At 73.3% G+C, this 12401-nt stretch carries 9 protein-coding genes; 7 read left to right on the top strand and 2 right to left on the bottom strand.

The window, feature by feature from the left end; genetic code table 11:
- Positions 1 to 100: 100 nt before the first annotated feature.
- Complete coding sequence (locus QC282_RS27660; RefSeq protein WP_279552304.1) at positions 101 to 1417, bottom strand: MFS transporter; 1317 nt, start codon at positions 1415 to 1417, stop codon at positions 101 to 103.
- A 125-nt stretch (positions 1418 to 1542) separates the two neighbouring features.
- On the opposite strand from QC282_RS27660, the gene QC282_RS27665 reads away from it, so the two are divergent.
- From QC282_RS27665 to QC282_RS27680, 4 genes are all read left to right on the top strand, one after another.
- Positions 1543 to 2511 (top strand): LysR family transcriptional regulator, encoded by a 969-nt coding sequence (locus QC282_RS27665; protein ID WP_279552305.1) that lies wholly within the window; start codon positions 1543 to 1545, stop codon positions 2509 to 2511.
- A gap of 1151 nt (positions 2512 to 3662) precedes the next feature.
- On the top strand, positions 3663 to 4580 hold the full coding sequence (locus QC282_RS27670; protein ID WP_279552306.1) for a hypothetical protein: 918 nt from the start codon (positions 3663 to 3665) through the stop codon (positions 4578 to 4580).
- Positions 4580 to 6772 (top strand): glycosyltransferase, encoded by a 2193-nt coding sequence (locus QC282_RS27675; RefSeq protein ID WP_279552307.1) that lies wholly within the window; start codon positions 4580 to 4582, stop codon positions 6770 to 6772. Before QC282_RS27670 ends, QC282_RS27675 begins: the two co-directional genes overlap by 1 nt.
- A complete protein-coding gene (locus QC282_RS27680) occupies positions 6769 to 8022 on the top strand; it encodes an acyltransferase (protein WP_279552308.1) in 1254 nt (417 codons plus the stop codon). Before QC282_RS27675 ends, QC282_RS27680 begins: the two co-directional genes overlap by 4 nt.
- A gap of 61 nt (positions 8023 to 8083) precedes the next feature.
- Here the strand turns inward: QC282_RS27680 and QC282_RS27685 are convergent, their stop codons facing one another.
- Positions 8084 to 8536, bottom strand: a complete 453-nt coding sequence (locus QC282_RS27685) for a phospholipase (RefSeq protein WP_279552309.1) — start codon at positions 8534 to 8536, stop codon at positions 8084 to 8086.
- Positions 8537 to 8924: 388 nt separating this feature from the next.
- Between QC282_RS27685 and nadE the strand changes: the two genes are divergently transcribed.
- The 3 genes from nadE (at position 8925) to QC282_RS27700 (ending at position 12350) form a co-directional block, all read left to right on the top strand.
- Entirely contained in the window at positions 8925 to 9755 is an 831-nt protein-coding gene (gene nadE, locus QC282_RS27690) for an ammonia-dependent NAD(+) synthetase (protein WP_279552310.1), read from the top strand.
- Between the two features lie 93 nt (positions 9756 to 9848).
- Positions 9849 to 10805 (top strand): hypothetical protein, encoded by a 957-nt coding sequence (locus QC282_RS27695; RefSeq protein WP_279552311.1) that lies wholly within the window; start codon positions 9849 to 9851, stop codon positions 10803 to 10805.
- Positions 10806 to 10967: 162 nt separating this feature from the next.
- A complete protein-coding gene (locus QC282_RS27700; protein WP_279552312.1) occupies positions 10968 to 12350 on the top strand; it encodes a NarK/NasA family nitrate transporter in 1383 nt (460 codons plus the stop codon).
- Positions 12351 to 12401 lie beyond the last annotated feature (51 nt).

Genomic DNA, 12401 nt, shown 5'->3' on the forward strand with positions numbered 1-12401 from the left:
ATGGTCCTGGCGGCGGCCCACCCCCGGGAGATCCGTCGTCCCAGGCCGTCGTTCGTGCGCCGCGTCGAGTTGCCGTCGCGGCGCAGTCACCCGGCCGCCGTCACGGCCGGTGTGCCGTCCGGTGGGCCGCGGCGGACCCCGGCCCGCCCAGCGTGCAGCAGATCAGCAGGGCCGCCGTCGCCGCGGCGACCGGGACGCCGTATCCGGCGGTGGCCGACACGTGCTCCGCGGTCCAGCCGCCGGCCGCGCTGCCGCACGCGATGCCGCCCAGCAGACCGGTGACCGCGAGCGTCATGCCCTCGTTGAGGCGGCCCTCGGGGGTGCGGCGCTGGACCAGCGTCATCGTGGTGACCATGGTCGGCGCGGTCGCCATCCCGGCGAGCAGCAGCGCGCCCGCCACCAGCGGCAGCGAGCCGGTGAGGGACGCCGCGAGCAGCGGCAGCGTCAGCAGCGCCGCCATCGCCGCGACACACCACGGCAGCCGGGACTCGACGGGCCCGGCCGGGCGGACGGCGCCGTACAGCAGCCCGGCCGCGCAGGAACCGGCCGCCTGGAGCGCGAGCACCGCACCCGCCGCCGTACGGTGCCCCTGCGCGTCCGCGAACGCGATCGTCACGACCTCCATCGCGCCGAACACCGCGCCCGTCGCCAGGCACACCGCCAGCAGCGACGGCATGCCGGGCGCGCGCAGCGGCGACCTCGCGGGCGTGCGCCGGTGCGCGGGTGGCTCGGTGGAGCGCTGCGCCGCGAACAGCAGGACGCCGGTCAGCAGCAGCACGGTGCCGACGAGGGTGCCCGCCTCCGGGAAGAACGTCCCGCACAGGAACGCCGCGAGAACCGGGCCCAGCATGAAGCACAGCTCGTCCGCCGCCTGCTCGAAGGAGTTCGCGGTGTGCCGCGCCTCGCTGTCCTCGCCGAGCAGGTGGGCCCAGCGGGCCCGGGACATGCCGCCGGTGTTGGGCGTCGTGGCGGTGGCGGCGTAGGCGGCGAACAACGTCCAGTCCGGGGCGCCGTGGCGCACGCACAGCAGCAGGGCGAGCGAGCCGCACACGGCGATCACCGTGGCCGGCACGGCGATGCGGGCCTGCCCGTACCGGTCGACGAGCCGCGCGGTCCAGGGCGCGACCACCGCGGTCGCCGCGAGACCGGTCGCGGTGACGGCGCCCGCGAGGGCGTACGAGCCGCGCCCCCCGGCGATCATCATGACGGCGCTCACGCTGAACATGCCCATCGGCAGGCGGGCTATCAGGTTCCCGAGCGTGAAGGCGCGGGCGCCGGGATGGCGGAAGAGGCGGCGGTAGGGGCCGGGCGGGCGGGGCGGCCCGCCGCGCGGGTTGAAGTCGGCGGCGACGAGACTGTCGCCGGTGACGGTGAGCAGGGGAGCTTTCCGGGACGTGGGAGAAGGCGGCTGCGGCATGGCTCCACCGTCGCCCCGCGGTGATCGGCGGGTCCAACACCTGCTCGGCGGCCATTGACGCACCTGTGTGGTGAATCCGGGCCGTCCCGGTACGCACTCACGCGCCCGCGATGTAGATTCACCCGGTGCCCGCCCCCGCCCACCTCGACCCCCGCCTGCTGCGGTCCTTCCTCGCCGTCGCCGAGGAACTCCACTTCACCCGTGCCGCGGCCCGCCTCTACGTCGCCCAGCAGGCGCTCAGCCGGGACATCCGGCGGCTGGAGCGGGAACTCGGCGTCGACCTCTTCGTCCGCACCACCCGGCAGGTCACGCTGACCGACGACGGCGAACGCCTCCTGCCGTACGCGCGCCGCGCGCTCCAGGCCCAGGACGAACTGCTCGCCGCCTTCGGCCAGGCCCGCCCGCTGCTCGTCGACCTGAACTCGCCGGGCCTGAACACCGGCCGCCGCGTCCTGCTCCGGGCCCGCGAACTGGCCCCCGAGCACGAACTGATGGCCCGCTACGAGAGCGGCCTGACGTACGCCGCCGGGGAACTGATCGCCGGCCGCCTCGACGCGACGTTCGGCCGCTTCGCCGGACTGGACCCGGCGCTGCGGGCCGGCCTGGACCACCAGCCCGTGCGCTACGAGCCGATGGCCGTCGTCCTGCCCGAGGACCACCGGCTGGCCGGGCTGGCCGAAGTGCCCCTCGCCGCCCTCGCGGGGGAGTCCGTGTACGCGGGTGCCGGCAATCCCCGTACCCCCGAGTGGACCGACCTCGCGGGCCGGCTGTTCGAGGGGCGGGGGATACGCATCGCGCCACCCATGCCGCTCGCGATCGGGGAGGAGGAGTTCCAGCGCATCATGGCGAAAACCCGGCACCCGGTCCTCGCCGTGCGGGACTTCCCGCCCATGCCGGCATCGGTGGTGCGGCCCCTGGTCGACCCCGTGCCGCTGTCACCCGTCTCCCTGGTGTGGCGAAGGCGACTCTCGCACCCCGCGCTCGACGCCCTGCGCAGGGCTGCGGCCCAGGTCAGCGCGGATGAGGGGTGGTTGCGCAGGCCGCCGGAGGGATGGCTGCCGGCCGACGACGAGGACGTCATGACGACCGGCTGAGACCGTTATGTCGTTTCAGGGCTGACACACGGCAACCACACTTCCTCCGCGTGCGCTACATTCTTGGCCTGAGCACGGTGTGATAAAGGGGGCGTTCGATCCGGGTGGGGGCCCGGGGGCGATCGACGGGTGCTCGGGGTCGTATGCGCACCCAGAACTGTCCCGTGGGGGGAATCGCGCGCGTGAACAACTGGCGAGAAGACGCCCAGCCGGAGTGGCCCGTGGTCGCGTCCGCGACCCAGGAGCTGCCGGTGACGGGCGACGACGACACGGGCGCCATGACCACCCCGGCCTCCCCACAACCGCCCGGCCACCACACCGGCGCCCACCCCGGCACCACCCGCCCGGAAACCCTGCGCCGCAACGTCCGCTACCGGCTGACACCGCCCACGGCCACCGACGAGACGGAGCTTTTGCCGCGGGCGGTTTGGCAGGGGGCGGAGCCGACACGGGCGGTTCCGCAGCAGGGGGATGCGGTGACGCGGGGGTTGGCCTCGCAGGCCGGTCCCACGCGGAGGTTTCCGCAGGCGGCGGGCGCGGCGCGGGGGTTCTCGTCCGAGGCGGAGCCTACGCGCGTGCTCCCGCAGCAGGGGGATGCGGCAGCCCGAGGGCCGGCGTCGCAGGCCGGTCCCGCGCGGGGATTCCCGCAGGCGGCAGGCGCGGCACGGGCGTTCCCGTCCGAGGCGGACTCCACGCGGAGGTTTCCGCAGGCGGCGGGCGCGGCGCGGGGGTTCTCGTCCGAGGCGGAGCCTACGCGCGTGCTCCCGCAGCAGGGGGATGCGGCGGCCCGGGGGCCGGCCTCGCAGGCTGACCCCGCGCGGGGATTCCCGCAGGCGGCAGGCGCGGCACGGGCGTTCCCGTCCGAGGCGGACTCCACGCGGGCGTTCCCGCAGCAGGGGGATGCGGCAGCCCGAGGGCCGGCGTCGCAGGCCGGTCCCGCGCGGGGATTCCCTCAGGCGGCAGGCGCGGCGCGGGCATTCCCGTCCGAGGCGGACTCCACGCGGGCGTTCCCGCAGCAGGGGGATGCGGCAGCCCGAGGGCCGGCGTCGCAGGCCGGTCCCGCGCAGGCATTCCCTCAGGCGGCAGGCGCGGCGCGGGCCTTCCCGTCCGAGGTGGCCCCCACGCCCGCGTTCCCGCAGCAGGCGGATGCCGTGACGCAGGGCTTGCCGTCCCGCGCGGAGCAGACGTGGGTGTTCCCGCAGCAGGCGGGCGGGGGGCCGGGGTTCGGCTCTTGGCCGGGCAGTGGGCCGGGGGGCGGCCATGGGAGCGGCGCCGGGCAGGCGTCCCGGGCCGCCGCGCCCCGTGACTCCTGGCCGCCGGACTCCGACCGCGCCGGGCACGACCCCACCGTCGACCCGCACGAGGTCACCGTGCAGTTGGACGCGGTGCAGCTCGGCGACGGGCTGATACGGCGGGCCGCGAGCGCCGCCGGCGGCCAGGACGTCTCGGACGGGCCGGTGTTCGTGGACGCGTCCGGCCGCCGCAGCCGCCACTTCCGCCGCTTCGGCATGGCCGTGGCCGTCGCCTGTGCGGTCTACGCCGTCGTCATCGTCGCGACCCTGCTGTCCGGCAGCTCCGACGCGCCCTGGCTGCCCGTCCCCGGCCAGAAGGACGAACAGCCCGCGGGCCAGGTCGACACCACCCCGCTGCCCACCGCGTCGGCACAGCCCACCGGCACCGGCAGCCCCGAGCCGGACTCCTCGGCCCCGCCCGGCGACAGCACGTCCCCGCTGCCCGGCACCGGCGCCACCGGCGCCCCGGCCACCCCCGACGGGCCGGGCACGAGCATCGAGCCGCAGCCGGCCGAGACGCGGACCACCTCCCGGCCGGGCACCGGCGGCGGCGCCGACCCTGCCCCGACGAAGACCACGCCCCCGCCGGACACCGACCCCGAGCCGGTGTCCACGCCGACCGGGCCCACGGCCCGCCCGACGGAGACCGCCGGCAACGGCGCCCCGGCCGTCGCCGACACCGTCGCCGCCGGACCGGGCGACCCCGCACCCGTCGCCGCGAGCTCCCGCGAGGAGCAGGGCGCCCTTTCCTCCCCGTCCCCGGAGTACGACCTCTGATGGCATCCCGCACCAACCGCCACAGGCGCGCGACCGGCGCCCGTGGCGGCCCCCGGCGCCGCCGCGTGCCGATGCGCTTCCTGCTGCCCGCGCTCGTCCTCGTCGCCCTGGCGGCGATGCTGATGCTGCGCGGCTACGTGCACAGCGAGATACTCGCCGACCACCGCGTCCGCCCGCCCGCCGCCACCGACCGGGTGCCGCAGCGCATCCTCGACGGCGGCCCGGTCATCGACACCCGCGGCGGCCGTACCGACACCCTGCGCGTGCCCGACCACCGGCTCGTCCTCACCTTCGACGACGGCCCGGACCCCGTCTGGACCCCGAAGGTCCTGGACGTACTGAAGAAGCACGACGCGCACGCCGTCTTCTTCGTCACCGGCACCATGGCCTCGCGCTACCCGGACCTGGTCAGGCGCATGGTCGACGAGGGTCACGAGATCGGTCTGCACACCTTCAACCACCCCGACCTCTCCTACCAGTCGACCAAGCGCATCGACTGGGAGCTGTCGCAGAACCAGCTCGCCATCACCGGCGCCGCCGGCATCCGCACCTCCCTCTTCCGGCCGCCGTACTCGTCGTTCTCCGCCGCCATGGACAACGCGACCTGGCCGGTCACCCAGTACATCGGCTCGCGCGGCTACATCACCGTCGTCAACAACACCGACAGCGAGGACTGGCGGCGGCCCGGCGTCGACGAGATCGTCCGCCGCGCCACGCCCAAGGACGGCAAGGGCGCCATCGTCCTGATGCACGACTCCGGCGGCGAGCGCAGCCAGACGGTCGCGGCACTCGACCGGATGCTGCCCGACCTGCGGGCCGACGGCTACGAGTTCGACAACCTCACCGAGGCCCTGGACGCGCCCAGCGCGCACAGCGCCGTCGCGGGTGTCGACCTGTGGAAGGGCAAGGCGTGGATCTTCCTGGTCCAGGCCTCGGAGCGGATCACCGACGGCCTGGTGGCCGGCCTCGCGGTCATCGGCTCACTCGTCATCGGCCGCTTCCTGCTGATGCTCCTGCTCTCCGGCGCGCACGCCCGCCGGGTGCGCCGCCCCGGCTTCCGCTGGGGACCGCCGGTGACTGAACCGGTGTCGGTGCTGGTCCCGGCGTACAACGAGGCCAAGTGCATCGAGAACACCGTCCGTTCGCTGATGGCGAGCGAGCACCCGGTCGAGATCGTCGTCGTGGACGACGGTTCCACGGACGGCACGGCCCGCATCGTGGAGGCGATGGGCCTGCCGAACGTCCGCGTCGTCCGCCAGCTGAACGCGGGCAAACCGGCGGCCCTCAACCGCGGCCTCGCCAACGCCCGCCACGACATCGTCGTGATGATGGACGGCGACACGGTCTTCGAGCCGTCCACGGTCCGCGAACTCGTCCAGCCCTTCGGCGACCCGCGCGTCGGCGCCGTCGCCGGCAACGCGAAGGTCGGCAACAAGAACAGCCTGATCGGCGCGTGGCAGCACATCGAGTACGTGATGGGCTTCAACCTCGACCGCCGCATGTACGACGTGCTGCGCTGCATGCCGACGATCCCCGGCGCGGTCGGCGCCTTCCGCCGCACCGCCCTGGAGCGGGTCGGCGGCATGAGCGACGACACCCTCGCCGAGGACACCGACATCACGATGGCCCTGCACCGCGACGGCTGGCGCGTGGTCTACGCGGAGAACGCCCGCGCCTGGACCGAGGCACCGGAGACCGTGCAGCAGCTGTGGTCCCAGCGCTACCGCTGGTCGTACGGCACCATGCAGGCCATCTGGAAGCACCGCAGGGCACTGGTCGAGCGCGGCCCGTCCGGCCGCTTCGGCCGCGTCGGCCTCCCCCTGGTCTCCCTCTTCATGGTCCTGGCCCCGCTCCTCGCGCCCCTGATCGACATCTTCCTGCTCTACGGCATCGTCTTCGGCCCGACGCGGAAGACGATCGTGGCCTGGCTTGGCGTCCTCGCGATCCAGGCGGTCTGCGCGGCCTACGCCTTCCGCCTGGACCGCGAACGCATGACCCACCTGATCTCCCTCCCGCTCCAGCAACTCCTCTACCGCCAGCTCATGTACGTGGTGCTGCTCCAGTCCTGGATCACGGCACTCACGGGCGGCCGGCTGCGGTGGCAGAAACTGCGGCGCACCGGAGTCGTGGAAGCACCCGGCGGCTCCGTCCCGAGCGCCCGGCCCAGCAGTGATCGGAGGCCCGTGGCATGACCCACGGCCACACCACGGGCACGCCCCCGCGGGCCACGCCCGAACCCACCGCCGCCCCCGCGCCCACGGCGCCGAAGCCGGGCAGGGACCGCTACCTGGATGTGCTGCGCTCCATCGCCCTGGTCCGTGTGGTCGTGTACCACCTGTTCGGCTGGGCGTGGCTGACGGTGCTGTTCCCGTCGATGGGCGTGATGTTCGCGCTGGCCGGGTCACTGATGGCGCGCTCGCTGAAGCGCCCGGCGCTCGGCGTCGTCAAGAGCCGTGTCCGCCGGCTGCTGCCGCCGCTGTGGGCGTTCAGCGCGGTGGTGCTGGTGCTGATGTTCGCGGGCGGCTGGGACCCGGCGAAGGAGTCGTCCGACGGGCCCGCCTGGGGCCTGGTCGAGCTGCTCAACTACATCGTGCCGGTCGGCGCGCCGCCGTTCCCCTGGCACATCGGCTCCAAGTCGGGCCTGCTGGAGGACACCTGGGCGGTCCAGGCGGCCGGCCCGCTGTGGTACCTGCGCGCCTACCTGTGGTTCGTGGTGGCGTCCCCGCTGCTGCTGTGGGCGTTCCGCCGCGCCCCGTGGCCGACGCTGCTGGCCCCGCTGGCCCTGACGGCGGTCGTCGGCACGGACCTGGTGAGGATCCCGGGGGAGACGGGCAACGCGGTCACCGACTTCGCGGTCTACGCCGGCTGCTGGGTCCTGGGCTTCGCCCACCACGACGGCCTGTTGCAGCAGATCCCGCGCTATGTCGCCGTTTCCTGCGCGTCCTTGCTGATGGCCTTCGGGCTGTGGTGGGCGTCGGGCCATCTCGGCGCCGACGGCTGGGACCTGAACGACATCCCGCTGGCCCAGGCGACCTGGTCCTTCGGCTTCGTGGTGATCCTCCTCCAGTACGCACCGTCGTGGCGGGAACTGCCGGGCCGGCTGGCGAAGTGGGACAGGCTGGTGACGCTGTCCAACAACCGGGCGGTCACGATCTACCTGTGGCACAACCTGCTGATCATGGCCACGGTCCCGATCCTGGACCGGCTGTACGAGCTCCCGTTCATGCGGAGCGAGCGGGCGGTGGCGGCGCTGGACGCGACGTACATGCTGTGGATGTTCGCCCTCGTGTGGCCGCTGATCGGCCTGGCGATCGTCGCGGTCGGCTGGATCGAGGACGTGGCGGCGAAACGCGCGCCGCGCCTGTGGCCGAACGGCGTGAACGGCACGAAGGGCTCCAAGGGCTCCAAGGGCACGGACGGCAGGAGGCGGGCGGCGCGGTGACGCCGGGCCGCCCGGCGGGACGCGCCGCCCCCGCCCGGGGAACGGCGCGTCCGTCCGTTGCTCAGCCGAAGGCGCGGACGGCCTGGTAGTACGTCCAGGCCGTGCTGTTGCAGGAGGTCTTGGTGCCGCCGGAGTAGCGGTTGCACACGCGCTTGAGGTCCTCGTAGAACGCGCTGTCGATGCGGGACTTGTTGGCGGAGAAGGCGCCGATCTCCTTGTAGTTGCGGTAGCCGAAGTCGTGCCGCTGACAGGCCTTCTGGAAGGGGAAGCCGAAGGGGTTGTCGGGGGAGGAGCTGCAGTAGTCGGTCGACCAGTTGAAGGCGTAGGCCGACCAGGCGCCGCGGTTGGCCTCGGCGGAGGCCCAGGCGTTGTAGCTCGTCGCGCTGGTCTGGGTCCAGCCGGCGAGGACCTGGGCCTTGTCGGCCGGGACGGCGGTGGCGGCGGAGGCGGTGGCGAGGACGGTCGCCGTGGTGATGCCGGCGGCGACCAGACCCTTGAGAGCGGTGCGGGGCATGGGACTCCTCAAGTAGGTGCACCGGGGGTGGCGGTGCACGGTCTGGGGGACCAACTCCCGCCGGGTACACGCGAGTTGGTTCCGAAGTCGCGCCGACGCTATGCGCGTAGCGCGGCGCAGCAGGAACTTTCTCTTGACATGAACCTGAAAACAAGAGGGCGTGCAGTTCCATGCAGACCCCGTTGGTCCCGGGGGTCACAGCTGTCTCAGGAGTCCCACCAGCACCTTTGGGTTGGACCGGTACCGGGTCCGGCCGGTCTCGCGGGCTTCCGCTTCGAGCGGGCCTTGAGTCCCGCCCGCCCCGCCGTCCCCCCACCCGGCCCCCGTAAAGTTCTCCGGGCAGCACACATCCCCCGCGCGCCTCCGCGGGGACGAGTGAGGAGCAGACGTGACCGACCCGGAGTCCACAGCCGTGCAGCAGGAGATCGCCCGGGATCTCCAGGTGACCGAGTCCTTCGACGCGGCGCACGAGACCGAGCGCCGGGTGGCCTTCCTCACCGAGCGGCTGACCGGCACCGGCCTGCGCTCGCTGGTCCTGGGCATCAGCGGCGGCGTGGACTCCTCGACCGCGGGGCGGCTGTGCCAGCTGGCCGTGGAGCGGGCGCGCGCCGCCGGCCACGACGCCACGTTCTACGCGATGCGCCTGCCGTACGGCACCCAGGCCGACGAGAAGGACGCCCAGCGCGCGCTGGAGTTCATCCGGCCCGACCGGGTCCTGACCGTCGACGTGAAGCCCGCGAGCGACGCCGCGCTGGAGGCGGCGGTGGCCGGCGGCACGGTGTTCCGCGACGCGCACCACCAGGACTTCGTGCTCGGCAACATCAAGGCCCGGCAGCGCATGATCGCCCAGTACGCGGTGGCGGGCGCGCACGACGGCCTGGTCGTCGGCACCGACCACGCCGCCGAGGCGGTCTCCGGCTTCTTCACCAAGTTCGGCGACGGCGCCGCCGACGTCGTACCGCTCACCGGCCTCACCAAGCGGCGGGTCCGCGCCCTGGCGCAGGAGCTGGGCGCACCGGACTCCCTGGTGTGGAAGACCCCGACCGCCGACCTGGAGACCCTCGACCCGGGCAAGCCCGACGAGGACGCGCTCGGCGTCACCTACGACGACATCGACGACTTCCTGGAGGGCAAGCCGGTCTCCGAGACCGCCTTCGAGGCCATCGTCCGCCGCTACCGCCTCACCGAGCACAAGCGGCAGCTCCCGATCGCCCCCTAGGGCCTGTCGTCCCGCGTTCCCGGCAGTGTGGAAAACTGCCCGCGTTGCCCAGGCGAACGGGGTGACGCGGGCGGCGCGAGGAGTGGGTGGCGGATGAGCAAGCGGCAGATACAGAAGATGCTGCGGCTGATGGCCAGTGGCGAGCCCGTCGAGCTCACCAGCGCCATGGCGTCCGTGAAGAAGCTCGCCAAACTCGCCTTCCTCGCCCAGCAGTTCGGCTACGAGTACGCCGACGTGCGGCAGGGCGGCGCCAACAACAGCTCGCTCGTCATGCTGATCGTGCCCGATCCCGGCCCGCACGCCCGGGCGCGGGCCGCGCAGAACTGGGCGCAGTACCCGAACGCGGGCGACGGCGTCTCCGTGCCGCCGTTCGTGCCGGACGCGCTGGAGCTGCTGAAGGCCCGGATCAACTTCGACCTCACCGGCAAGAGCGCCGAGAAGCGGATGGCGCTCGGCGCGCTCGGCGTCACCCTGGGCAGCCTCGTCACCGCCTTCCAGACCGGCTTCCCGGCGTGGAGCATCATCCTGTGGGCCGCGCTGATGGCCATCCTGGGCGTCGGGTTCGTCGTCACCCGGCGGCGCAACGCCAAGTACGCCGCCCGTCTCCAGGCGGCCGGTTTCGCCCCGGTGACGGACGAGACCGGGCGGACGCGCTACCTGCCCCCGGGCGCCCGACTCCCGGGCCACGGCAACCCGTTCGGCGGCGGCCTGCCCGCGGGCCCCTACGGCACCCCGGCCCCCGGCGGCCACCCGGCCGCCCCCGGCTATGCCCAGCCCGCCCCCGGCGCCCCCTACCCGCCCCAGCCGTCGGCCCCCGGCCCGTACGCCGCCCAGCCCGCCCCGGGGCAGTACGCCGCCCAGCCCGCCCCGGGCCAGTACCCCGCCCAGCCCGCTCCCGCCCCCGGCCCGTACGGCGCGCCCCCGCAGGCCCCGCCGCAGCAGCCGTACCCCGGCCCTCACATGCCGCACCAGGCCCAGCAGCCCCCGTACCCCCAGCAGCAGCCCCACCCGCCCCAGCAGAACCCGCACTGGCAGCCGCCCCAGCGCTAGCCGCCGGTCTGCCCCCGGGGCCCTCTCATCCCGCCCCTGCCGGGCGTGAGAGCAACGTTCCCTTCCGGTCACCCGGTGCCACAGTGCGGAAACGCGCCCTCCCTACCTTCGGGACTCAGCCACTCCAAGTACGACCTGAGCCCGGAGCACCGTGGAGGCGTCATGACAGCCCCGAGTACCGCGCCCGCACCCCCGAGCAGGGGCCGCTGGATCCAGCACTGGGATCCCGAGGACGAGACGTTCTGGAAGGAGACCGGGGAGAAGGTCGCCCGCCGCAACCTGTTCTTCTCCGTCCTCTCCGAGCACATCGGGTTCTCCGTGTGGACCATGTGGTCCGTGCTGGTGCTGTTCATGGGACCGGAGTACGGGCTGACCCCGGCCGACAAGTTCCTGCTGACCTCGGTCGTCACGCTGGTCGGCGCGGTCGTCCGGGTGCCCTACACCTTCGCGATCGCCGTGTTCGGCGGCCGGAACTGGACGGTCGTCTCGGCGGCCCTCCTGCTCGTCCCGACCATCGCCGCGTTCGTCGTGATGGAGCCGGGCACCTCGTTCTCGACCTTCCTGCTCGTCGGCCTGCTGGCCGGTATCGGCGGCGGCAACTTCGCCTCGTCCATGACCAACATCAACGCCTTCTTCCCCCTTCGGAAGAAGGGCTGGGCCCTCGGGCTCAACGCGGGCGGCGGCAACATCGGCGTCCCCGTCATCCAGCTGGCCGCCCTCGCGATCATCGGCGCGAGCGGCGGGCCGCGCGTGCTGCTGGGGATCTACATCCCGCTCATCGTGCTCGCCGCGGCCCTGGCCTGGCTGTTCATGGACAACATCGCGTCGGTGAAGAACGACACCGGCGCCGCCAAGGACGCCGCCCGGGACCCGCACACCTGGATCATGTCCTTCATCTACGTCGGCACCTTCGGTTCCTTCATCGGCTACAGCTTCGCCTTCGGCCAGGTCCTGCAGAACCAGTTCGGGCGGACGCCGCTGGAGGCCGCGTACGTCACCTTCATCGGCCCGCTGCTGGGCTCGCTGATCCGGCCGCTGGGCGGCTCGCTCGCCGACCGGTACGGCGGCGCCAGGATCACGCTGTACAACTTCGTCGCCATGGGGGCCGCCACCGCCGTCCTCGTCGCCGCGGCCATGAGGGAGTCGCTGGGCCTGTTCACGGTCGCCTTCGTGGTGCTGTTCGTGCTCACCGGCCTCGGCAACGGCTCGACGTTCAAGATGATCCCGGGCATCTTCCAGAACAAGGCCCTGGCCAAGGGGCTGACGGGTGAGGAGGCCGCCCGCTACGGACGCCGGCTCTCCGGGGCCTCCATGGGCCTGATCGGCGCGGTCGGCGCGCTCGGCGGCGTCGGCATCAACCTCGCCTTCCGGCAGTCCTTCCTCTCCTACGGCTCCGGAACCGGCGCCTTCCTCGCCTTCCTCGCCTTCTACGCGGCCTGCTTCGTGCTCACCTGGGCCGTATACCTTCGTCGTACGCCGGCCGAGGTTCCGCGCACTTCCGCCGCCGACGAGGAGAAGCCGCAGCTCAGCTACGCCGAGGTGTGACGTAACACCGGCGACATACGTCCGAACCGAGCCTGTCACGAGCCGTTGACA

Source organism: Streptomyces sp. DH24 (assembly GCF_029813775.1).
Taxonomy (GTDB): Bacteria; Actinomycetota; Actinomycetes; order Streptomycetales; family Streptomycetaceae; genus Streptomyces.